This is a genomic window from Mesorhizobium sp. M1B.F.Ca.ET.045.04.1.1, from assembly GCF_003952465.1.
GTDB classification, from domain to species: Bacteria; Pseudomonadota; Alphaproteobacteria; order Rhizobiales; family Rhizobiaceae; genus Mesorhizobium; species Mesorhizobium shonense.
Genome location: NZ_CP034448.1, coordinates 4085106 through 4107818, shown reverse-complemented (window position 1 = coordinate 4107818; position 22713 = coordinate 4085106). Strand labels below are relative to the sequence as shown.

Below are 22713 nucleotides of genomic sequence, written 5' to 3'. Positions count from 1 at the left end.
GCAGTCCCCTCAACGATACCGCGCCTGGTTCCATTTGTGGCCGAGCAGCGACAGGATGATGATCAGCCCGTTGAAGAACTGCACGTAGAAGCCGCTCAGGCCCGCCGCCACCACGCCGGTCTGGATGAACGACACGGTGACCGCGCCGATCGCGCCGCCGACCACCGTTCCGATGCCGCCCCAGGTCGGCGTGCCGCCGACGAACACCGAGGCCAGCACCGGCAGCAGATAGCCGTCGCCGGCTGTCGGCCACCAGGTGAAATTGATCATCACCGAGAAGGTGCCGGCGATCGCGGCGCCGATGCCGACGAAGACGAATACCTTGACCCGCACGCGCTTGACGTCGATGCCCATCTGCCTGGCGCTGTCCGGATTGTCGCCGACCACCTTCACCTGCGCGCCGAAGCGATGGCGATTGTAGAGCAGCGCGGAAAAGACGACGAAGGCGATGGCCCAGAAGATCTGCACCGGGATGCCCCAGAGCTGGCTGGAGAAGATCGCGTAGGCTGAGCTGTCGGCAAGGCTGGTCAGCGCCGTCGACTTGCCTTCATTGATGATCTGGATCAGGCCGCGCAGCAGGAAATTCATGCCGAGCGTGGCGATCAGCGACGACAGCCCGCCATAGACCACCAGCGATCCGACCAGGAAGCCGAGCAGCGTGCCGGTGACGAGCGCCGCCGCGATGCCGAGGAACGGATCGTAGCCGGCCTGCACCACCAGCGCGAAGACCCATGAGGCGAAACCCATCGTCGCCGGGAACGACAGGTCGATCTCGTCGCAGGTGACGACGAAGACCAGCGGCACGACCACGAACAGCGCCACGGGGAGCGTTGTGAGCACGGAGCTATAGAGATACCAAGTGGTGAAGACGGTGGGGTTGGCGATCATGAAGATCGCCATCATGACGATGAACACCGCGAGCGAACCGAGCGCCGCGCGATTGTCGAGGACGAAGCCGCGCAGCCAGTGATCGGAGGGATGGCTCCACTCCTTGCCTGATTCCTTGGTTGTCGGGCCGCTTGCCCTTCCCAGAGGCGTTTGCAGATCGGGTTCCATGGCCTTGCTCATTGCGCTGTCTGCTCCGCTCCGTGTGCCTCGTGCAGCCCCGGCAAGCCGTCGGGATGCGCGATGTCTTCCATGAAGTCGATGAGGTCGTCGGCCGACTTGACCTCGCTGCGGTCGGCCGTCAGCGCCACCTTGCCGCGGTCGAGCACCACGAAGCGGTCGGCGATGTCGAAGACGTGGTGGATGTTGTGGCCAATGAAAAGGATTGAGCGGCCGCTTGCCCGCACCTGGCGCACGAAGTGGAAGACCTTGGCGGTCTCGGTCAAGGACAGCGCCGTCGTCGGCTCGTCGAGAATGATCAGCTCAGCCTGCTTGTAGATGGCACGCGCGATCGCCACGCCCTGGCGCTCCCCGCCCGAGAGCTGGCCGACGATTGACTGCGGCGTGAAGACTTTCGAGGTGAAGCCGATCTCGCGCATCAGCCGGCTCGCCTCCTCGATCTCCTTGCCGACCTTCAGCCAGCCTAGGAAGCCGGTGAGCTCGCGACCCATGAAGATGTTGCGCACGATCGTCTGCTGTACGGCAAGAGCCCGGTCCTGGAACACCGTCTCGATGCCGGCGTCGCGCGAGCGCGCCGCGCTCCATCCGGTGACCGGCTCGCCGCGCACCAAAATCTCGCCGCTAGTCGGCTTGACCACGCCGGACAGGATCTTGATCAGCGTCGACTTGCCGGCGCCATTGTCGCCGATCAGGCCGACCACTTCGCCCCGGTCGACGCTGAGGTTGACGCCGCCCAGCGCATAGACCTGGCCGTAGGATTTCTTGATGTCGCGCAATTCGATGATGCGTTCGGCCATGGCAATCCTCGCTTGGTTGTGCCGGCGCGTCACCGGCGGTCATGCCGGCCGGGACAGATTCCCGGCCGGCAGCTCGGGAGGTCAGCGCAATGCCTGCTTGGCCAGCTCGGAGACGACCTGATAATTGTCCGGCGTGACGAAGCCGGCGCCGGTGTCGACATTCATCGGCGCCAGGCCGAGCACCACCTGCTGGCAGAGGCTCAAGATCGGCAGATAGCCTTGCAGGAACGGCTGCTGGTCGGCGGTGAGTTGCACCCAGCCGCCCTTGAAGCCTTCGACGATCTGCGGGCTGGTGTCGAAGCCGAAGTTGAAGATGTCGCCGGGCTTGCGTCCCGCCGCCTGCATGTAGGTGGCGACATTGCCGAGCATCTGTCCGCCGGGATAGCCGACCGCCTTGACGTCGGGATGGTTGAGCAGTGCGGCCGTGATCACCGGAATGGCGAGGTTGGGATCGGACGCCCATTCGCCGCTCGGCGGCGAGGAAAGCTGGATCACCTCGACGCCCGCTTCCTTCAACGCCGCGACTGTGCCGCGCTCGCGGGCGCCGCGGTTCTCGTTCTCGAACGGGCCGATCATGATCGCCTTGTCGCCGGCCTTGAGCTTGCCGAGCTTGAACGCCTCGGCGCCGAGCGCGCGGCCCTGCTGCTCCTGCTGCGCGCCGACATAACCGCCGCCGAACGCCGCCACTACCTTCGTCACCGGCACGTTCTGGTACATCATCTTGATGCCGTCCTTATGCGCCTGCTCGGCCAGCGGCATGATCGCGGCATCGCCCGGATGGCCCATCATGGCGATGCCGTTCGGCTTGACCGCCACTGCCTCGCGCAGTTGCTGCACCATCTTCTCCGCGTCCCACTGGGAGAATATGTAGTCGACCTTCGGTCCGAGATCGGCGGCCGCCTGCTTGGCGCCATTATAGACGATGGTGCCGAAAGCGTCGCCCTCGGCGCCGCCGACGAAGAAGCGGATATGGACGTCCTTGCACCATTGCGCGTCGAGCGCCTGGGCCGGCAAGGTGGAGATCGAGGCGCACAACGCCGTGGCGGCCGCCACGACGGTCGAGCGCAGAACAGTCCTTCTGGTCGTGATGCTCATGCACGTTCCTCCCTTTTGTCCCTCGCACCGGAGGGTTTTCAACGATCGCTTCGGCGTGACGCTGCAGTCCTCGGTCAGCCGGCTCCTCCCGCCGGCCAGGTCCTCACACCGGGTTTGGCAGGTAGCTAGCCCCTCCCCTGCACTGCTTCAGATAGTCCAACGCCCGCACCTGGCCGGTGATCTCGAGGTCGCCGCGATAGACCGGGTCGTGCCAGCCTTCGATGTCGATGGCGCCCCTGTAGCCGGCCAGTCGCAATTCGCCGATCACGCGCGTCCAGTCGCTGTCGCCGAAGCCCGGCGTGCGCATCTGCACGAATGGCAGGCGGCCGAATACGCCATGCTCGCGGATCACGTCCCAGCGCACCGTCGCGTCCTTGCCATGGACATGGAAGATGCGCGGCGCCCATTTGCGGATCTGCGGGATCGGATCGATCAGATAGACGAGCTGGTGGCAGGGTTCCCATTCGAGGCCGAGATTGTCGTTCGGCAACTCGTTGAACATCAGCTCCCAAGCATCCGGGTTATGCGCGATGTTCCAGTCGCCGCTCGCCCAGTTGCCGTCCATCGCGCAGTTCTCGAAGGCGATGCGCACTCCCTTGTCGGCGGCGCGTTTCGCCAGCGCTCCCCATACCTCGCGGAAGCGCGGCAGGCTGTCGGTCAGCGGCTTGCCGCGCAGGCGGCCGGTGAAGCCGCTGACCGTGGACGCGCCGAACAGATGCGCATGGTCGATGACGGTCTCCCAGGCCTTGAGCACGCCGCGATCGGTATCGCCGCTTTCCAGCGGATTGCCGAACACGCCGATCGAGGACACGGTGACGTCGGCATCGCCGATCGTTTCGCGGATCTCTCCGGCGAGCCGCGGCAGATCCTTGCCGCCCAGCGTCTGCCAGAAGAAGGGCTGGATGCTTTCGAAACCGAGCGGCAGGATCTGCCTGATGTAGGCCGCCGGGTCGTCGAGATTGGCCCGCACCATGGTGCCGATCCTGATGTCGAGAAGCGGGTTTGGCATCATTGTGCTTCCTTGGCGATTGCCACGCGTCGCCCTGTCTCCGCGCTTTCGATGGCGCCGAAGACCATAGCGAGACTCCGGATGTTGTCGGCGCCGCGCGTCTCCGGCTCGGTGCCGGTCTCGATCGCGTGCATGAAATCCTTGATGATGCCGAAATGGCCATCGACCCGATCGGCGGGATCGAGCGGCGGCACCTCGATCGGCTGGGTCTTGTCGATGATACCGTCGCGGCCGGACGCAACCACCTCCGCCTTCAGCCCGTCATGGCCATCCCACAAAAGGCTGCCGCGTTGGGCGACGATGCGCCAGCTGCCTTCCCAGCTGGTGCGGAAGCCGTCGGCGCACCAGGATCCGGCATAGGTGAAGACCTTGCCGCCGCCAAGATCGAAGACGGCGCTGGCCGACGATCCCTGCCGGTACCACGAGTTGGACGGTTCCCATTCCTGGCAATAGACGCTGGCCGGTTCGCCGGCGGCCATGTAGCGGGCGGCGTCGAAAGTGTGGATCGCCATGTCGAGCAGCAGCACATGCGCCATCTCTTCGCGAAAACCGCCGAAATGCGGCGCGACGAAGAAGTCGGCATGGATGCTGGTCGGCGCCCCGATCGCGCCGGAGTCGAGGAACCGCCTGATCCGCCTGACATTGGCGACATAGCGGCGGTTTTGGACGACGGCGTGGATGCGTCCCGCGCGACGCGCCGCATCGACAATGGCACGTGCGTTTTCAGGACTGTCGGCCAGCGGCTTTTCGGTCAGCAGATGGCAATTGTGGGCAAAGGCCGAAAGCGCGACCGCGCGCCGGGCGGGGGGAACCACGACATCGAACACGGCATCGGGTCTGGTTTGGTCGAGAACGGCATCGAGGCTGGTGCCGATGACGGCGTTGGCGAGTTCGTATTCGCGCGCTCTCGCCTGCGCCCGCTCGGCATCGAGGTCGACGAGGCCGACAATGGCAAGCCCGTCGATCTGCCCTGCGGCATCGAGCCAGTGCTTGCTCATGGCTCCGCACCCGACCAGGACGACCTTCATCATCCAGCGCTCCTCCCGTCCGGTCCCTCCTGACCGCTCGTCACGGCATCCACGGTATGACCGTAAACGTTTTTCCGTAAACGTTTACGACAACACACCCGATGGCGTAGAATGTCAATCGCCCGCACGCGAAAAATCGTCATCGGCTGCTTGGCCTCAGCGCCGGCCGGTGCTAGCGAACAAAGGGGGAGAACCGGCCTTGGCGTCCAGCATCCACGATCTCGCGCGTCACCTGAACATCTCGATCGGCACCGTGTCGCGGGCGCTGAACGGCCGTGCCGACGTCAATGCCGAGACGCGCCAGCGCGTGCTCGAAGCGGCGAGGAAGCTGAACTATTCGCCCAACCAGTCCGGCCGCAGCCTGCGCCAGGGCGCCACCCGTTCGATCGCCTTCATGATGCAGCCGCATCCGGGCGACCAGCAATATGGCGAGCCCTTCTTCATTCCCTTCCTCACTGGCCTGCAGTCGCGGCTCGCCGAGTATGACCTGGATCTGATGGTCGTCATGGGTGAGCCCGGCCAATATCAGCAGGAGAGGCTGCGCCGCGTGGTTGAGACGCGCCGGGCCGACGCGGTCGTGTTGGCCAATACACGGCGGAAAGACGATCGGATCGACTATCTCAGCAAGGCCGGCTTTCCCTTCGCCACGCTTGGCCGAAGTCAATCCGGCGGCGACACCTATCCATCGCTCGATATCGATTTCGAGAGGGCGGGTGATGAAGCCGTCGACCGGCTGGTCGCGCGCGGCCACCGCCGCATTGCCGCCATCCGCCCTTCGCATGATCTCAACTTCGGGTACCTGTTCCTCGACGGCTACCGCAGGGCGCTGAAGAGGCACGGCATCGAAGTCGACCCCGGCCTGATCGCCGACGGCTTCATCAACGAGGCCGGCGGCTACCAGGTGACGCCGCGCGTCATGCTCTCCAAGGACCGGCCAACGGCGATCATCTTCAACAATGACGCCATGGCGCTCGGCGGCTGCAAGGCACTGGCCGAGATGGGCATCAGGCCCGGCCACGACATAGCGGTGATCGTCATCGTCGACACGCCGCTTTGCCGCTATTTCTCGCCGGCGCTGACCGCCTTCCGTCCGTCGCTGGAGCCCATGGGCCGGCGGCTGGCAGAGATGCTGCTCGCCTCGCTCCCCGCCTTCGCTGGTCCCGAAGGCACGCGGATCATCCGCGAGGTCTGGCCGCTGGAGCTGGTCGCGCGCGAGAGTGATTGAGCACCCTCTCCTTCTCCCCTTGTGGGCCCCTTGTGGGAGAAGGGAGAGTGCACCCCTTCTGTCACGCAACCATCACGTTCAAGTCCTAGACCGCTCGACGGAAACCGGCACGCCGCATCTTCGATGCCGCGTCCTTCCAGGCATTGGCCACTCTGTTCGTCAAGAAGGGGATATCCATGAAACATTTGAACCGAACTGTCTCGCTCGGCATCGCGCTCGCCCTGTTCACCACCCTGACTCCGGCGCTCGCCGACGGCGTCGCCTATGTCAACAAGGGCCTTGTCGGCGTCGGCCGCATTCCGGCCAGCCAGAAGGACAAGTTCGGCGAGACCTTCGGCTCCGGCTCCGGCATGGCGATCGACACCAAGGGCTGGGCGCGTGACGGCGCCGGCTACAAGGGCTCGCTCTGGCTGCTGCCGGATCGCGGCTACAACGTCGCCGGCACCACCGACTACCGCCCGCGCCTCAACACCATCTCGATCGAGCTTGCCCCGACCGTTCCGGGCGCGGCGGCTGCCGCCGGACAGGAACAGTCGGGTGTCAAGGCGACGCTCGCCGACACCGTGCTCTTGACCGACGACAAGGGCGCCGACGCCACCGGCCTCGACCCGCTCAACAGCGTGCGGCCGGCCGCCGGCGACATGCCGATCCTGCCGCAGGCCGACAACGGCAAGCTGGCCCTCGACGACGAGGCCATCGTGCGCCTGCCCGACGGCACCATGTTCATCTCCGACGAATATGGTCCCAACATCTACCGCTTCTCGGCCGACGGTCGCCTGATGTCGGCCACCCAGCCGCCGGTGGCCCTGGTGCCGATGCGGCACGGCAAGCCGAACTTCGCTTCCGACAATCCCGGCCCGGGTGCGGCCGAGCCCGATCCGAAGGATCCCGAGACCGGCCGCCAGAACAACCAGGGCCTCGAGGGCATGTCGATGACGCCGGACGGCAAGTTCCTGATTGCCGTGCTGCAGTCGGCGCCGCGCCAGGATGGCGGCGATTCCGGCTCGACGCGCCAGAACACCCGCGCGCTCGTCTATGACGCCTCCGACCTCGCTCACCTGAAGCTCGCGCACGAATATGTCGTGCCGCTTCCCGTGTTCAAGGACGCCAAGGGCAAGACCAAGGTGGCCGCGCAGAGCGAGATCGTGGCGCTGTCCGACAAGAGCTTCCTGATGCTGGCGCGCGACAGCGGCAACGGCCAGGGCCTGAAGGGCGATGAGTCGCTCTACCGCAAGATCGAGATCGTCGATCTCTCGGCCGCGACCGATATCGCCAACGGCCCGTTCGACGCCGCCGACAAGCCGGTCGCGCCGAAGGGCGTGCTCGACCCGTCGGTGACGCCGGCCAAGCTCACTGCGTTCATCGACATCAACGACAAGGGCGAGCTCGGCCGCTTCGGCCTGCACAATGGCGCGCCGAACGACAGGAACAACCTCTCGGAGAAGTGGGAAGCGATGTCGCTGGCGAGCGTGCTCGATCCAAAACTGCCCGACGACTATTTCCTGTTCGTGGCCAACGACAACGATTTTCTCACCCAGGACGGCTTCCAGGTCGGCGCGCCCTACAAGGCCGAGGACGGAGCCGATGTCGACACCACCTTCCTCGTCTATCAGGTCACCTTGCCCGGCCTCTCTGGAACCACAGTCGCCGGCCAGTAGGCGGTGACGGGCGGCTGCCTGTCACCCAGTCCGATCCTGAAAGGATGCATCACCATCAGGCCTGCGATAGCATCGCGGGCCTGATTCCATTTTCGGGTGCCCACCATGGAAGACGACAAGCCCGTTCGCCGGCGGACACCCGACCTGACCAGCGGCCCGATTCCGCGCACGCTGCTTTTGTTCGCCTTGCCGGTGCTCGGCTCCAACGTGCTGCAGTCGCTCAACAGCTCGATCAACGCCGTCTGGGTAGGCCGCTTCCTTGGCGAGGCGGCGCTGACGGCGACCTCCAACGCCAATCTGGTGCTGTTCCTGATCCTGGGCACGGTGTTCGGTATCGGCATGGCGGCGACCATCCTGGTCGCGCAGTCCGTCGGCGCCCGCGACCTGCCCGAGGCGCGGCGCATCGTCGGCACCAGCGCCACTTTCTTCTTCCTGGTTTCCGTGGCGTTCGCGGTCTGCGGCTGGATCTGGGTCGACGCCGTCCTCACCGGGCTCGGCACGCCGGCGGACGCCTTGCCGCTGGCGCGCGCCTATCTGCGCATCATCTTCGTCGCCGTGCCGATGATGAACCTGTTATCCTTCGTCATGACGGTGCTGCGCGGCGCCGGCGACTCGCGCACGCCATTCTTTTTCATGGCGTTGGCGGTCGTGCTCGATGTCGTGTTGAACCCGCTCTTGATCCGCGGCATCGGCCCCTTCCCCGCGCTCGGCATCGCAGGTTCGGCCACCTCGACGCTTATAGGCCAGACGGTGAGCGTGATCGCCATCCTGATCGTGCTCTATGCGCGCAGGCATCCGCTGCGGCTGGCGGGCGGCGATCTCGCTCTGCTCAAACCGGACCCGACGCTTTTGCGCATCGTCGTTTTCAAGGGCATTCCGATGGGCCTGCAGATGATCGTCATCTCGGCCGCGGCGCTGACCGTTATGGGGATCGTCAACGCCTATGGCTCGCAGGTCGCCGCCGCCTACGGCATCGCGGCGCAACTCTGGACCTACATCCAGATGCCGGCTCTGGCCATCGGCGCCGCCGTCTCCTCGATGGCGGCGCAGAATGTCGGCGCCGGGCGCTGGGACCGCATCGGCAAGGTCGCCGCTTCGGGCGTCGGCTTCAACCTCGTGCTCACCGGCGTGCTGGTGGCGCTGCTTTTCCTCTTCGACCGCCCGGTGCTCAGCCTCTTCCTCAGCACCGACAGCGCCGCGATCGACATCGCCGCCCACATCAACAAGGTGGCATCCTGGTCCTTTATCCTGTTCGGCGTCACCATTGTGCTGTTCGCCACGGTACGCGCCACCGGCGCGGTGATGCCGCCGCTGGTCATCCTGATCATCTCGGTGCTGATCGTGCGCACCGGCTTTGCCTATTCCATGCGAAGCGTCATCGGTCAGGAAGCGCTGTGGTGGAGCTTTCCGGCGGGCTCGATCGCTTCGCTGGTGCTGGCCGCCGCCTACTACCGCTTCGGCCGCTGGCGCACCATGCATATGATCGAGGACCGGCCGGCCGCCGGCGAGCCGCCGGACACCGGCCTCGGCGTGCCGCGCCAGCGCGCGCAACTCCTGTCGGAGACGCCGACCGCCTGAAGGCGAGCTGTGCGCCGCTCGAGATCACCGCGCGTAGCGCGCGCCGAACCCCAGCGCCACCAGCGAGAAGATCGTGATCATGCCGGCGAAGGCGAGGCTTGCGACGGTCGCGCTCGCCCAGCTCGACAAGACGCCGATGCCGATGACCGGCAGCGCATTGCCGCAGAAGCAGCAGACGAAGAAGGCCGAGACCACTTCGGCGCGACGCTTCGCCGGCGCGATCTGGTTCACCACCTGCAGGCCGCCGCGATAGCCGAGCGCCGCCGCCGCGCCGCAGAGCGCGGTGGCAATGATCATGATCGCCATCGAAGCAAGGACCTGCGCCGCGACAACAACCGCCACTGTCGGGATCATCAGGACAAGCGCCGCCAGCATGACCGTGCGGCTGGCCAGACGCGCCGTTGCCAGGATCGTCGCGGCGGTCACCACCGACAGTTCGAAGAACAGCCCGCCGGCTTCGGCGTGATTGGTGACATGAAGCTGCTGCGCCAGAACGCTCGGCGCCAGCGCCGCATAGAAGCCGACGAGAGCCATTGCGCCGAATCCGGTGACCGCGGGCGCCACGAACCGCGCGCGGATGCTGTCGGGAACCGAAAGCCGCGGCCGCATCGGAACGTCGGAGAGCCGTCCCGGCTCGGACACCGTCTCGCGTGTACGCCAGATGAGCAACGTGACCAGCGCCAACAGGGCGAGATAGACGACGAATGTCAGCCTGAGCGGCAATGGCGCGTACTCGGCCAGCAACCCCGATATCAGGGCGCCAAGACCCAGGCCGAGAAAATTGGTGCTGGTGGCAACGATGGCGGCGCGCGACTTGTCCTCGCCTTCGATCAGTTCGGCAAGCCAGGCGGTGCCGGTTCCCGCGCCGATGCCGATGCCAAGTCCGCTCAAGATGCGGGCGATATCGAGCCAAGCCAGGTTTTCGGCGAACAGGAAAGACAACGCGCTGACCACGGCGACGGCCATCGCCGCCATTGCCGCCGGACGGCGGCCGATGACATCCGACAATCGGCCGAAGAACAGCAACGCCGCCAGATTGCCGACCACATAGACCGCGTAGACCAGCGTCAGCGTCACCTGCGAGAAGCCGAAGGCTTGCTTGTAGATCACGTAGAGCGGCGTCAAAGCCGTGCTGCCGGCAAAGAGCGCCGCAATCATGGCGGCAACCGCTGCCATGGCGACGCCGCCGCTGAGTTCATTGTCGCGCGTCATGGTCCGAGCGTAGCTGGTCATGGAGACCTCCGCTGGTTGTAAGCCCAACGGCTATGTAGTGGCGCTGTTCCGCTCTCCGAACGCGCTCCTGACAGTTCTGGCAGTATGGTCTTGCGCGAAATCCTACCGTAACGTCCGTCGACCGACGAGGGAGGAACCATGGGCAAGGGACGGGTCGAGGCATTCACCGATGGCGTCGTCGCCATCATCATCACCATCATGGTGCTGGAGCTGAAAGTGCCGCACGGCGAGGACTTTTCAGCGCTGGCGCCCTTGTGGCCGATCTTCTTCAGCTACGTGCTGTCCTTCATCAACGTCGGTATCTACTGGAACAACCTGCACAACATGTTCCACACCGTTCAGCGGGTCGATGGCCGCGTGCTATGGGCGAACTTGCACTTGCTGTTCTGGCTGTCGCTGATGCCGGTGACGACGGCCTTCATGGGCGAGAATCATTTCGCGCCGGTGCCCGTCGCCGTTTATGGCGTCGACCTCGCGCTCTGCGCGTTCGCCTACTACATTCTCGTCGTCGGGTTGCGCCATCTGCATGGCGCGGACACGACCTTTGCCAAGGCAGTGGGCCAAGACCGCAAAGGCAAGATCTCGCTGGCGATCTACATCGCGGGCGTGCTGCTCACCTCCGTCAACCAGTGGATCGGCGTCGCGCTCTATGTGGCTGTGGCGATGATATGGTTCGTGCCGGACAGGCGCTTCGAACGGCTCATCGAAAAGTAGCGGCGCTTACTTCCGCATCGCCTTCAGTTTCTCGGCCGCCGAGGCGGCAAGGTCGGCATAGCGTTCCTCGAGCCGCTCCGCGGCTTTGATGACAGGAAAGTCATGGCCGAACTTCTCCAGCGCCAGGCGCAGCTTTTCGGCGAAATCCGCCTGTTGTTCCAGCGCCGAAAACAGCGTCTTGACCTGCGTCTCGCTGATATCGGGGTCGGCGAGCATCTTCGGCACGTCTCGCCCCATCTGCTCGCCGGTGGCGGTCTGCTCTTTCAGGATTCCGATCCAGTCGGTCAATGCGAGCTCCTTTTTCCTTACAGCATGCGCGGGGGACGCTGTCGCGGTCAACCCGTTGCCGCTCTGCGGTCAATCTGTTGCGGCGATCGAGGCTTGTCTCGGCTCCGGCCGGCGTTAAGTTCGGCTCGACTCAGAACAAGGACATCGATCATGACCAGCGACGCCGAAATCCAGACCGCCCTGCCCGCCTTCGCCTCCGGCAATGTCGCCGTCATCACCGGCGGCGCCAGCGGCATCGGCCTTGCCGCCGCAAAACGGTTCGCGGCCATGGGCATGAAGACGGTGCTTGCCGATATTGGCGGCGTGCGCCTCGACCAGGCGCGGCAGGCGGTCGCCGCCATTGCCGGCGACGATGCCGTTCTCCCGGTCCCCACCGACGTTTCGAAGCCCGACGAAGTCGACCGGCTGGCGGAACTTGCCTACGGGGCATTCGGCGCGGTCTCGGTGCTGATGAACAATGCCGGCGTCGGCAACAACCCGGGCAAGCCCTGGGAAAACCGCGTAGCTTGGAGGCGGTTGCTCGACACCAATTTCTGGGGCGTCGTCCATGGCGTCGAGGCCTTCGCGCCGCGCATGCTGGCCGCGGGCAGGCCCGGCCTGATCATCAATACCGGCTCCAAGCAAGGTATCACCACGCCGCCCGGCAATCTCGCCTACAACGTCTCCAAGGCCGGCGTGAAGACATTCACCGAGGGGCTGGCGCATGCGCTGCGCAACGAGCCAGGAGCAAAGGTCTCGGCCCATCTGCTCATTCCTGGCTTCACCTATACCGGCCTGACCGAGGGCGCGACGGCAAAGCCGGCCGGCGCCTGGACGGGCGAGCAGGTGATCGATTTCATGCTGGCATCGCTCGAGCAGGATGACTTCTACATCCTGTGCCCGGACAACGAGGTCGCGCGGCCCACGGACGAAAAGCGCATGGCCTGGGCGATCGGCGACATCATCGAGAACCGCCCTGCCCTGTCACGCTGGCATCCGGACCACAAGGACGCGTTCGCGGCTTTCATGGACGGCTGAGCAATTCCAGGAGAAGTGCGTAACGGTTTTCCGTCCGGAATTGCGTAAAGACAATAGTTAGACCAGTTTGGTGTTCAGGCGGCATGCTTCTTTGATCCGTGCTTTTGCGCCGCGGCCTTCTTGACGGCCGCCTCGGCAACCTCCCGGTCATGCCGCTTTGCGGCCTTTTCGCATTTTTCGCGGATCTCCTCGACCTCGGATTCGGTTAAGTGCTCGATGCCGATGAAGGTGTTGTGCGCCCGGCTCGCCCGGATCAATTCGTCGAGCTTGGTCTGGAGGGCCGCGCTGTCACGATTTTGCGTGTTCTGGATGAGGAACACCATCAGGAAGGTGACGATGGTGGTGCCGGTGTTGATGACGAGTTGCCAAGTATCCGAAAAGCCGAAGACCGGTCCGCTCAGAGCCCAGGCGAGGATGACCAGGCAGCACAGGGCAAATGTCGGCGGCATGCCGGCGAGATGCGCTACGGCGTTGGCGATCCTGGTGAAAAACTTCTCGATCATCGAAAATCCCTGAATGGTCAAAGCGCTCTGGATTCGGCCAACGGCCGACTTCAGATCCTGGTCAAGAACAAGTGGCGGCCGCTCCCGGTTCCCTGGCGACAATATTTTCGCGATTGCATCCCTCTACAATTGAACACACGCCAGAAGGGCAGCTTCCGGAAAAACCACCTTATGGGTTTGTTGAGATAGTTGCCGGTGCAGGTGAAGACGCCTGCTCGCTTCACGGCGGTTTACCTCCAGCCCCTTCCGCCGCGCCACCCCCGCATGGCGGAAGGGGCACTGATTCCCAAAAATCGTGAAGAATCAGGGTGCTTTGTTTTCCCAGCGATCGAGGAAGGCCCCGATCGGCATGGACTGCATGTCCGGGACCGCCCTGGCGAGTTTCTCCGGCGTCCAGTCCCACCAGGCAAGGCTTTCGATGCGCGCCGCCGTGGCGGCGGCGAACCTCTGGCGCAGCGGTTTCGCCGGAACGCCGGCGACGATTGCGTAAGGCGGTACGTCATGCGTCACCACCGCATTGGCGCCGATGACAGCGCCGTTGCCGATCGTAACCCCTGGCATGACGACGGCGCCGTGGCCGATCCAGACATCGTGCCCGATGCTGACCTGCTTTGCCTGCCGCCGTTCGCGAAATGCCGCGTCGACGCCAAGCCAGCGGAAATACTCGTTCGGCCGGTAGCTGACCTTGTGCTGGGTCAACCGCTCGATCGGATGCTCGAGCGCATTGATGCGGCTGTTGGCGGCGATCGAGCAGAACTTGCCGATCGTTGTGTAGATCGCTTCCGAATGCCGCTCGAAATAGGAGAAGTCGCCGACCGTCACGTCGCGCAGGATCACCCGCTCGCCGATCGAGGCATAGCGGCCGAGCTTGCACCCCTTCAGCTCCGCGGTCGGATGGATGCGCGGCTCCGGATCCTTGAGGACGAGGTGTTCAGGGCGGTCCATGGCGCGGCTTTACGCCGGGCGCGACCGCCCCGCAAGGGCGTGACCAATCCAGGTCGCAACTGTCTCCAATGCCTACTGCGGCTTGCCCTTCGTCCACACGATGTTCTGGCCATAGAGCGGCACGGTGGTGACCGACATCTTCGCCGAGCCGTTCTGCACCTGGCGCGAATGCGAGAGGTAGATCAGCGTCTCGTTCTTCTTGTCGTAGATGCGGTTCACCACCTGCTTCTTCCAGATCAGGCTGAGGCCCTGCTTGAACACCTCTTCGCCGCCCTCGCTCATGTCGATGTCGCCGATTGTGATCGGGCCGGTCTGGCGGCAGGAGATCGAGGAATCGGACGGATCCTCGAACCAATTGCCCTTGTGCAGCCGATCGATGATGCTGCGATCGAAATAGGCGACATGGCAGGTGACGCCGTCGACTTTCGGATCCTTGATCGCATCGACCATGATGTCGTTGCCGACCCAGTCGACGCCGACCTTGCCGACCTCGTCGGCGGCCGCAGCGCCGGCGCTGAGCGCAAGACATGCGGCGAACAAGCCGATCATTTTTCGCAAGGAGGCCTCCTCAAGTTCGTTTTGGCCGATGTCAGGTGGGATGAGACCATGGCATTTGCAAGCCGCTCGACGACGGTGCGGCCACCAGGCTCGGCCTCGCTGACGGCCGGCGGATCATAATGGTTGCGGCAACGCGACATCTTTGCGCACGCGCCGCCGAACCGTTAAGACTGTCGCCAAAACGTGGTTCGTGCCCAACCCGGCGCGCCCCGACGATCGACGGATAGTTTCTGATGATGCGCTCAATTCTGGTCGGCATTCTCGTCCTGATGGCGGCGGGCATAGGCTGGCTCACCTTCGACTGGTACCGCGGCCATTATGGCGGCGAGCCCTACGGCGCCCCGTTCACGCTGATCGACCAGAAAAAAGCGCCGATCACCGAGGCTGCGTTCCGAGGCCACCCGAGCGTCGTCTTCTTCGGCTTCACCCATTGCCCGGAAGTGTGTCCGACCACGCTGTTCGAAATGGCCGGCTGGCTGAAGACGATGGGCGACAGCGGCAAGAACCTCAACGCCTACTTCGTCACGGTGGACCCTGAGCGCGACACGCCGGAGATCATCAATTCCTATGTCAGCAATTTTTCCGATCGCATCACCGGCATCACCGGCGATCCGGACAAGGTTCATGCCATGGCCAAGGCCTTCGGCATCTACTGGAAGAAGGTCGACACCGGCGATGGCGACTACACCATGGACCACACGGCCTCGGTGCTGCTGCTCAACGCCAGGGGCGAGTTCGCCGGCACGATCGCCTACGGCGAAAGCGCCGACACCGCCATTGCCAAGCTGAAGCGGCTGGCGGCTGGCGGCCAGGCATGATCGGAACCGAAGGTCGGCGTGGCACGAAGTGGAACCGGTTCTCGCAAATGATCATGCTTAGACAAGAGTCGCCTTGATGGGGCAGACCAGGCTCCATTTCACCGCCGGCAAGGCCGAGGCCGATCGCATCTTTGCGGCGCTCGATGCCGCCTTCGAGGACGAAGGCCTGCCGCTTGCCGTGCTGGAAGTCGACGAGGCCAACGACATCCACGAAGTCTCGCTCTATGCCGATGGCGATGTCGAAGCGATCGAGGCGCGGATCAACGACATCCTCGCGGGCCTAGCTTTGCCCAAGCCGGTTGAACGCGAAGCGCTTCCCGACATCGACTGGGTGGCGCGCTCGCTCGACGGGCTGAAGCCGGTCCGCGCCGGGCGTTTCTTCGTCCACGGCGCGCATGATCGCGGCAGGCGCCACAGCAGCGATCTCGCCATCGAGATCGAGGCTGGCCTCGCCTTCGGCACCGGCCATCACGGCACCACCGCAGGCTGCCTCGAAATGCTGGAACAGGTTGTACTGCGCGAGCGACCCCGCAATGCGCTCGATCTGGGCACCGGCAGCGCCGTGCTGGCGATAGCGCTGGCGAAGCTCGCGCATATCCCTGTGCTGGCGACCGACATCGACCCGATAGCGGTCAGGGTTGCCGCCGCCAATGCCCGCCTCAACCACGTGAAGGCGCTGGTCGAGACGGTTACGGCGCCGGGCTTCCACCACCCGATCTTCGCCAGGCGCGCGCCCTTCGACCTGATCGTCGCCAACATCCTGGCGCGGCCGCTGATGCGGCTGGCGCCGGAGATGGCAAAGCACATCAAGCTCGGCGGCTCGCTGGTGCTCTCCGGCATCCTCGACCGGCAGCGCGATGCGGTGATCTCGGCCTATGTCGGCCAGAGCTTCCGCCACGTCCGCACCTCGCATCGCGAGGGCTGGGTGACGATCCACCTCAAACGGTGAGCTTGGACCAATCCGCGCCGTCCCAGAGCATTCGAAAATCGATTCCGGTTTCCCGACCTATGCGCTACGGTCGCGCCGAAACAGAGGGAGCCCAAATGTTCCAGACCTTTGATTCCGCCGGCGATCCGGCCGTCGGCAAGCCGCGCGTGGCGATGCTGCGCCAATGGCTGGCGGAGAATGGCCTCGACGGTTTCATTGTTCCCCGCGCGGACGAGCATCAGGGCGAGTATGTCGCCGACCGCTCGGCGCGGCTGAAATGGCTGACCGGTTTTTCCGGCTCGGCCGGCGTCGCCATCATTCTGCGCGACCGCGCCTTCATCTTCGTCGACGGCCGCTACACGCTGCAGGTGCGGGGCGAAGTCGATCTCACGATCTTCACGATCGAGAGCCTCATCGACAATCCCCCGCCGTCCTGGATCAAGGACAATCTCGGCAAGGGCTCAAGGCTCGGCTTCGATCCCTGGCTGCACACGGTCGGCGAGATCAAGGCGCTGAAGGCATCGGCCGAGCAGTCCGGCGCGACGCTCGTGCCGCTCGACAAGAACCCGATCGACATCATCTGGAAGGACCAGCCGGAGCCGCCGCGCGCGCCGGTGGAGCTCCACCCGATCGCCTTTGCCGGCGAGCTCGCCAAGGACAAGCTGGCGCGGCTGGCGGGCGCGATCGAAAAGGACGGCGCGACCCATGCGGTGCTCACCGATCCCTCCTCGATCGCCTGGGCGTTCAACATTCGTGGCGGCGATGTGGCGCACACACCGCTGGCATTGGGCTTTGCCATCCTTGCCGCCGACGGCAAGCACCAACTCTTCATGGACCCGCGCAAATTCTCGCGCCAGGTCGCGGCCTATCTCACCCAACTTGCCGACCTGCACGATCCAGGCGAGTTCGAAGCAGCCATCGCTGGGCTTGCCGACGGTGGCGCAAAAATCGCGCTCGATCCGGTGCTGGCGGCGGAAAAGCTGAAGATGCTGGTCGAAGGCAATGGCGGTAAGGTCGTTTCGGCCGCCGACCCCGCGCGCATCCCGCGCGCCACCAAGAACCAGGCCGAGGTGAACGGCAGCCGCGCCGCGCATCGTCGCGACGGCGCAGCGGTCGCCAAGCTGCTCTGCTGGCTCGACCGGCAGAAGCCGGGCGCGCTCGACGAGATCGACGTCGTGACCAGGCTCGAAGAGGTGCGCCGGCAGACGGGCGAGGAAACGCAGATGCCGCTGCGCGACGTCTCCTTCGACACCATTTCCGGCGCCGGCCCGAACGGCGCCATCATGCATTACCGCGTTTCACGCGCCACCAGCCGCAAGCTTCAAAGCGGCGAGCTGTTCCTGCTCGATTCCGGCGGGCAATACCAGGATGGCACCACCGACATCACTCGCACCGTGCCGATCGGCCAGCCGAGCGAGGAGATGCGCGAGCGTTTCACATTGGTGCTGAAGGGCATGATCGGCATTTCGACGCTGCGTTTTCCCGCCGGAACGCGCGGCTCTGAAATCGACGCCGTCGCCCGCATGGCGCTATGGAAGCATGGCTGCGATTTCGCCCATGGCACCGGCCATGGCGTCGGCTCCAACCTCGCCGTCCACGAAGGGCCGCAGCGCATCGCCCGCACCGGCACCGAAAAACTGCTCGCCGGCATGATGCTTTCCAACGAGCCGGGCTACTACAAGGAAGGCGCCTACGGCATCCGCATCGAGAACCTCGTTCTGGTGACGCCGGCGGAGCAGATCGACAGCGGCGACATCGCCATGCACGGTTTCGAGACGCTGACGCTGGCGCCGATCGACAAGCGGCTCATCCGCACCGATCTTCTGACGCGCGACGAACTGCATTGGCTCGACCAGTATCACGCGCGGGTGCTGGCCGAAATCGGTCCGATGGTGGACGGCGAAACGCTGGCCTGGCTGGAAAAAGCCACCGCGCCGCTGCCGCACGACGCCAAGATCTGATGTCTAGCCGACGAACTGGCGCGCCAGAATCAGCACCGCAGCGCCGGCCAAAAACATCGCCATCAGGCCGCCGCGCAGCGACACGATCGCCGTGACGACCAGGGCCGCCCATTCGGCCGGTCCGGCGCCCAGTGCTGCCGGCGCGACCAGTGTCGTCAGCACGGCGGCCGGCACGGCGTTCAAGCCCGCCTCGACGCGCGGATGGATGTTTTCGAAGCGCGAGATGACGAGGTGGCCCCCGACGCGCGTGAGATAGGTGGCGACGGCGCCGGCAAGAATGATCCAGAAGGTCGTGCTCATGGCCGCTTGCCCACGCCGCTGTGATGGGGCGGCAGGATCACAGCCAGAAGCACGCCGGCAATGGCGCCGATGGAGACGTGCCACGGCGAGCCGACCGTCTTGTAGGCGATGATCGAGGCAGCCGCGCTTGCCACGACGACGGGTAGCCAGAGCGGCCGTTTGCGGAAACCGAGCACAAGGCCGAGGAAATAGATCGGCAGCAGGAAATCTATACCCAGCGCATGGGTGTCAGGGATCAGCTTGCCGAACACCGCGCCGAGCGCGCTTTCGGCCACCCAGAACACGTAGACCGGCAGGCCGAGCCCGAGATACCAGACGAACCCGACCGGTTGGCCGGAGGCAGCCTTCGCCTCGGCCACGGCATATTGCGGATCGGTCAGGATGAAGTAGCCGAGCGCCTGCTGCAGCACCGGCCAATGCGCGATGCGCCGGCCGATGCCGGCGGAATAGAGCACATGGCGGAAATTCACCGCGAAGATCGAGAGCACGACCAGCCACGGCGCGACATGCTGGCCGAACAGCTCGATGCCCACCATCTGGCTGGCGCCGCCATAGATCATGGCGCTCATCAGAAAGGCTTCGAGAACGGAAAAGCCGTTGTCGACGGCTAAAGCGCCGAACAGCACCGCGAACGGCGCTGAGGCGACGACCACCGGCATCGACAGCCGCACACCGCCCCAGAAATCGCTCTGCGCACGGCCTTCGGAGATTGCTTCCGCTGACATCCAACTGCTCCCTTATGCATGTCGCCCAGAAGTGCGCAGCGGTTCTGGGACAACGACATGCATCAAACAAGAACCTAAAGCGCGTCGCCTGAATCCGTTTCGGGAGACGCGCTTTAGGCCGCCTGATGTAGGGAGCGTCGCCTTCCTTGTCACACCAATTCGCTTGAGCCGACGATCAGCGGAACTGATCGCCGGCAGTGCAAGCTATCTGGCCGTACCCTGGATCGCCCTGCCCCAATCGAGCAGCGGCCTGGCGCGCGAGGTGAAATCGACGAGATCGTCGACCAGCGCCGGCGAGTAGATCGTCGCCGGATCGATGTCATGCCGGACCACGAAATGCCGGTTGCGCACCGCCTGGGCGAGATCTTCTTCGGTGACGTCTTCGAAGCCGCGCGGCGCACGCTTCAGCCGGTCTTCCGAATCGAGCGCGAGACCGCCCTTCTTCAGCGCCGCCACCATGCCACGAAATGCCGCTGGCTTCGCAGCGATCGCCATGCGCATCGCCTGCAGCAACTCCGGCCCCGGCTGCCACCAGGCGACGCCGGCAAAGCAGCGCTCCAGTCCGATATGCACGTAGAAAACGCCCTGCTCCATCTTGGTGCCGTCCGGCGACAGGATGGCCGACAGATGCCGGTTGTAGGGACGCTTGTCCTTTGAAAAGCGCACATCGCGATTGATGCGGAATAGCGACCTTTTGCGATCACCGCGCAAGCCGAGCTTTGCCGCTTCGAAGCGTTCGCTCAGCGTCTCGATGAGATCGCAAAACGGCTCGTGAAGCTCGCTTGCGTAGAGGTCGCGGTTTTCCTGGAACCATTCGCGGCTCTGGTGGAAGTCGAGCGCCTTCAGGAACGGGATGGCCTTCTGCCCAAAACCGTTGAACGCGCCAGCCATCAGCCGCCCCTGCCGATGCGCTGCAGCCAGGTGTCCTCGTCGATCACCTCGATGCCGAGGTCGGTCGCTGTTTTAAGCTTGGAACCGGCTCCCGGGCCCGCCACGACCAGATCGGTCTTGGCAGAAACCGATCCAGCGACCTTGGCGCCGAGGCGCTCGGCCATCGCCTTGGCCTCGGATCGCGTCATCTTTTCCAGCGTGCCGGTGAACACCACCGTCTTGCCGGAGACGTCGCTGTCGGCCGATATCTCGACGACGTAAGGCTTGGGATGGACTTGCGCGAGCAGCGCATCGAGCACGTCGTCGTTGCGCTCGTTGCCGAAGAAATCGCGCAACGCGCCGATCACCGTGTCGCCGATGCCGCTGATCGACGGGAACACCGTGTGCGGGTCATCCGCTTTTGCCGTCTCCTTGCCGACGCGGATCAGCTCCTCGATGGTCGAGAACTGGCGGGCAAGCACCGCGGCCGTCGTCTCGCCGATATGGCGGATGCCGAGCGCGAAGATAAAGCGGTCCAGCTCCGGCTCGCGGCGCGCATCGATGGCCGCAAACAACTTGTCGAGCCCTTCGTAGTTGCGCTCCTCGACACTGCGCACATTCTTGCGCGTTTTGCCCGATGCTTCCTCGCGCAGCCTCGCCTGCTCCTCGCGCCGCTCGGCCAGCGCCTTGGTGACGGCGGGCCGGCGATCCTTGAGCGTAAAGATGTCGGCGGCTGTCTTGACCAATCCGGCATTGAAGAACAGGTCGATGTTTTCGGCGCCCAGGCCCTCGATATCGAGCGCGCCGCGCGACACGAAGTGGCGCAGCCCTTCCACCGCCTGCGCCGGGCAGATCAGTTCGCCGGTGCAACGGCGGCGCGAATCCTCCTTGCCGGTCTTCTCGTTGATCTCGCGCGTTGCCGGCGAGCCGCAGACCGGGCAGGTGTGCGGGAACTCGTAAGGCACTGCGTCTGCCGGCCGCTTACCGATGACGACGCTGACGATCTGCGGAATGACGTCCCCTGCCCGCTGGATGACCACCGTGTCGCCGATGCGGACATCGATGCCGTCGCGGATCGGTTGGCCGTTGCTGTCGAAGCCTTTGATGTAGTCCTCGTTGTGCAGCGTCACGTTCTCGACCACCACGCCGCCGACCGTCACCGGCGCCAGCCGTGCCACCGGCGCCAGCGTGCCGGTGCGGCCGACCTGGATGTCGATCCTCTCGACCGTCGTCATCGCCTGCTCGGCCGGGAATTTATGCGCGACAGCCCAGCGCGGTTCGCCGGTGACAAACCCCCAGCGGCGCTGCAATTCGAGCTGATCGACCTTGTAGACGACGCCGTCGATGTCATAGCCAAGCGAGGAGCGCTGCTCTTCGATCCGGTGATACTGCGCGATGAGTTCCGCGATCGACTTCGCCCGCACCATCAGCGGGCTGACCTTAAAACCCCATTCCGCGAATTTCTGCACCGAACCATACTGTGTCGGCGCGGGATCCGCCGTCGTATAACCCCAAGCATAGGCGAAGAATTTAAGGTTGCGGCTGGCGGTGACCGCAGGATCCTTCTGGCGCAGCGAGCCGGCCGCCGTGTTGCGCGGATTGACATAGTCCTGGCCGCCGATAGCCGCCGAGCGCTGCTTCAGCGCCTCGAATTCGGCATAGGTCATATAGACCTCGCCGCGGATCTCGATGACCTCGGGCCAGTCAGCGCCTTTCAGCTTCTTCGGTATATCGGCGATCGTCTTGAGATTGGCGGTGATGTCTTCGCCGACGGCTCCGTCGCCGCGCGTCGCACCCTGCACGAACACGCCGTTCACATAGCGCAGCGACGCCGACAGGCCGTCGATCTTGGGCTCGGCGGTGAAGGCGATGTCGAGATCCTTGTCGCGATCGAAGAAGCGCCGGCCGCGCTCGATGAAATCGGCGACGTCCTGGTCGGTATAGGCCTTGGCGAGGCTGAGCATCGGCACCGCGTGGCGCACCTTGGCAAAGCCTTCCGCAGGCGGCGCGCCGACCCGTCGCGATGGCGAATCCTCGCGCACGAGATCTGGAAAGCGCTCTTCAATGGCAAGGTTGCGCCGTGCCAGCGCATCATACTCGGCATCCGAGATCGTCGGCGCGTCCTCGGTGTGATAGCGCCGGTCGTGCTCGGCGATCTCAGCCGCCAGCCGCTTCAATTCCTCCGCGGCCTCGCTTTCGCTCAGCGATTCGATTGATTTTTCCGACATGAAGCGCGGTCCTCGAATTATGGCGGGCCACTATAAATCAGGATTCGCTGGCAGGGAGTCGGCTCGCATAAAAATCATTCCTGAACAGCAGGATGCAGCCATCTGCTGACTCATCCTCCAGGCGGGAGAGATCAGGCTCTAATGCATGTCGCCCAGAAGTGTGCCGCGGT

The 22713-nt window shown here is 64.7% G+C and carries 22 protein-coding genes; 8 read left to right on the top strand and 14 right to left on the bottom strand.

Annotated features, from left to right (window positions below; translation table 11 throughout):
* Positions 1-9 precede the first annotated feature (9 nt).
* The 5 genes from EJ071_RS20220 to EJ071_RS20200 all read right to left on the bottom strand — a co-directional run bounded on the left by EJ071_RS20220 (position 10) and on the right by EJ071_RS20200 (position 4997).
* Positions 10-1068 (bottom strand): ABC transporter permease, encoded by a 1059-nt coding sequence (locus EJ071_RS20220; protein ID WP_126099455.1) that lies wholly within the window; start codon positions 1066-1068, stop codon positions 10-12.
* Positions 1065-1862: an ATP-binding cassette domain-containing protein gene (locus EJ071_RS20215; RefSeq protein ID WP_126099454.1), complete on the bottom strand. Its 798-nt coding sequence runs from the start codon at positions 1860-1862 to the stop codon at positions 1065-1067. Before EJ071_RS20215 ends, EJ071_RS20220 begins: the two co-directional genes overlap by 4 nt.
* 81 nt (positions 1863-1943) lie before the next feature.
* Positions 1944-2957 carry a substrate-binding domain-containing protein gene (locus tag EJ071_RS20210; protein WP_126099453.1) on the bottom strand — a complete coding sequence of 338 codons (1014 nt, stop codon included), beginning with the start codon at positions 2955-2957 and terminating at the stop codon, positions 1944-1946.
* Between the two features lie 103 nt (positions 2958-3060).
* The gene (locus EJ071_RS20205; protein WP_126099452.1) at positions 3061-3969 is read right to left on the bottom strand and encodes a sugar phosphate isomerase/epimerase; all 909 of its coding nucleotides are present in this window, start codon (positions 3967-3969) and stop codon (positions 3061-3063) included.
* Positions 3966-4997, bottom strand: coding sequence for a Gfo/Idh/MocA family oxidoreductase (locus EJ071_RS20200; protein WP_126099451.1), 1032 nt, complete (start codon positions 4995-4997; stop codon positions 3966-3968). Before EJ071_RS20200 ends, EJ071_RS20205 begins: the two co-directional genes overlap by 4 nt.
* A gap of 196 nt (positions 4998-5193) precedes the next feature.
* Here EJ071_RS20200 and EJ071_RS20195 point away from each other — a divergent pair, with 196 nt between their 5' ends.
* The 3 genes from EJ071_RS20195 (at position 5194) to EJ071_RS20185 (ending at position 9455) form a co-directional block, all read left to right on the top strand.
* The gene (locus tag EJ071_RS20195; protein ID WP_126099450.1) at positions 5194-6219 is read left to right on the top strand and encodes a LacI family DNA-binding transcriptional regulator; all 1026 of its coding nucleotides are present in this window, start codon (positions 5194-5196) and stop codon (positions 6217-6219) included.
* Positions 6220-6395: 176 nt separating this feature from the next.
* Complete coding sequence (locus EJ071_RS20190) at positions 6396-7877, top strand: esterase-like activity of phytase family protein (protein ID WP_126099449.1); 1482 nt, start codon at positions 6396-6398, stop codon at positions 7875-7877.
* A 105-nt stretch (positions 7878-7982) separates the two neighbouring features.
* Complete coding sequence (locus EJ071_RS20185; RefSeq protein ID WP_126099448.1) at positions 7983-9455, top strand: MATE family efflux transporter; 1473 nt, start codon at positions 7983-7985, stop codon at positions 9453-9455.
* Positions 9456-9479: 24 nt separating this feature from the next.
* On the opposite strand, the gene EJ071_RS20180 is transcribed toward EJ071_RS20185, so the two are convergent.
* Positions 9480-10688 (bottom strand): MFS transporter, encoded by a 1209-nt coding sequence (locus EJ071_RS20180; RefSeq protein ID WP_126099447.1) that lies wholly within the window; start codon positions 10686-10688, stop codon positions 9480-9482.
* Between the two features lie 138 nt (positions 10689-10826).
* Here EJ071_RS20180 and EJ071_RS20175 point away from each other — a divergent pair, with 138 nt between their 5' ends.
* Positions 10827-11402, top strand: a complete 576-nt coding sequence (locus tag EJ071_RS20175; protein ID WP_126099446.1) for a TMEM175 family protein — start codon at positions 10827-10829, stop codon at positions 11400-11402.
* Positions 11403-11408: 6 nt separating this feature from the next.
* Here EJ071_RS20175 and EJ071_RS20170 read toward each other — a convergent pair whose 3' ends face one another.
* The gene (locus tag EJ071_RS20170) at positions 11409-11690 is read right to left on the bottom strand and encodes a hypothetical protein (RefSeq protein ID WP_126099445.1); all 282 of its coding nucleotides are present in this window, start codon (positions 11688-11690) and stop codon (positions 11409-11411) included.
* Between the two features lie 150 nt (positions 11691-11840).
* On the opposite strand from EJ071_RS20170, the gene EJ071_RS20165 reads away from it, so the two are divergent.
* Positions 11841-12707: an SDR family NAD(P)-dependent oxidoreductase gene (locus EJ071_RS20165; protein ID WP_126099444.1), complete on the top strand. Its 867-nt coding sequence runs from the start codon at positions 11841-11843 to the stop codon at positions 12705-12707.
* Between the two features lie 74 nt (positions 12708-12781).
* Here the strand turns inward: EJ071_RS20165 and EJ071_RS20160 are convergent, their stop codons facing one another.
* The 3 genes from EJ071_RS20160 to EJ071_RS20150 form a co-directional block, all read right to left on the bottom strand.
* Positions 12782-13210, bottom strand: a complete 429-nt coding sequence (locus EJ071_RS20160; RefSeq protein WP_189521137.1) for a low affinity iron permease family protein — start codon at positions 13208-13210, stop codon at positions 12782-12784.
* Positions 13211-13513: 303 nt separating this feature from the next.
* Positions 13514-14155: a DapH/DapD/GlmU-related protein gene (locus EJ071_RS20155; RefSeq protein WP_126099443.1), complete on the bottom strand. Its 642-nt coding sequence runs from the start codon at positions 14153-14155 to the stop codon at positions 13514-13516.
* Positions 14156-14227: 72 nt separating this feature from the next.
* Positions 14228-14704 carry a CreA family protein gene (locus tag EJ071_RS20150; RefSeq protein ID WP_126099442.1) on the bottom strand — a complete coding sequence of 159 codons (477 nt, stop codon included), beginning with the start codon at positions 14702-14704 and terminating at the stop codon, positions 14228-14230.
* Between the two features lie 242 nt (positions 14705-14946).
* Here EJ071_RS20150 and EJ071_RS20145 point away from each other — a divergent pair, with 242 nt between their 5' ends.
* The 3 genes from EJ071_RS20145 (at position 14947) to EJ071_RS20135 (ending at position 18420) form a co-directional block, all read left to right on the top strand.
* Positions 14947-15531 carry an SCO family protein gene (locus tag EJ071_RS20145; protein WP_126099441.1) on the top strand — a complete coding sequence of 195 codons (585 nt, stop codon included), beginning with the start codon at positions 14947-14949 and terminating at the stop codon, positions 15529-15531.
* A 76-nt stretch (positions 15532-15607) separates the two neighbouring features.
* Positions 15608-16480, top strand: coding sequence for a 50S ribosomal protein L11 methyltransferase (locus tag EJ071_RS20140; protein ID WP_126099440.1), 873 nt, complete (start codon positions 15608-15610; stop codon positions 16478-16480).
* 95 nt (positions 16481-16575) lie between these two features.
* The gene (locus EJ071_RS20135) at positions 16576-18420 is read left to right on the top strand and encodes an aminopeptidase P family protein (protein ID WP_126099439.1); all 1845 of its coding nucleotides are present in this window, start codon (positions 16576-16578) and stop codon (positions 18418-18420) included.
* Positions 18421-18423: 3 nt separating this feature from the next.
* Here EJ071_RS20135 and EJ071_RS20130 read toward each other — a convergent pair whose 3' ends face one another.
* From EJ071_RS20130 to ligA, 4 genes are all read right to left on the bottom strand, one after another.
* A complete protein-coding gene (locus EJ071_RS20130) occupies positions 18424-18720 on the bottom strand; it encodes an AzlD family protein (RefSeq protein WP_126099438.1) in 297 nt (98 codons plus the stop codon).
* On the bottom strand, positions 18717-19445 hold the full coding sequence (locus tag EJ071_RS20125; protein ID WP_126099437.1) for an AzlC family ABC transporter permease: 729 nt from the start codon (positions 19443-19445) through the stop codon (positions 18717-18719). The genes EJ071_RS20130 and EJ071_RS20125 overlap by 4 nt, the downstream gene beginning before the upstream one ends.
* 204 nt (positions 19446-19649) lie before the next feature.
* Positions 19650-20336 (bottom strand): TIGR02453 family protein, encoded by a 687-nt coding sequence (locus EJ071_RS20120; protein WP_126099436.1) that lies wholly within the window; start codon positions 20334-20336, stop codon positions 19650-19652.
* Positions 20336-22543 carry an NAD-dependent DNA ligase LigA gene (ligA, locus tag EJ071_RS20115; RefSeq protein WP_126099435.1) on the bottom strand — a complete coding sequence of 736 codons (2208 nt, stop codon included), beginning with the start codon at positions 22541-22543 and terminating at the stop codon, positions 20336-20338. Before ligA ends, EJ071_RS20120 begins: the two co-directional genes overlap by 1 nt.
* Positions 22544-22713 lie beyond the last annotated feature (170 nt).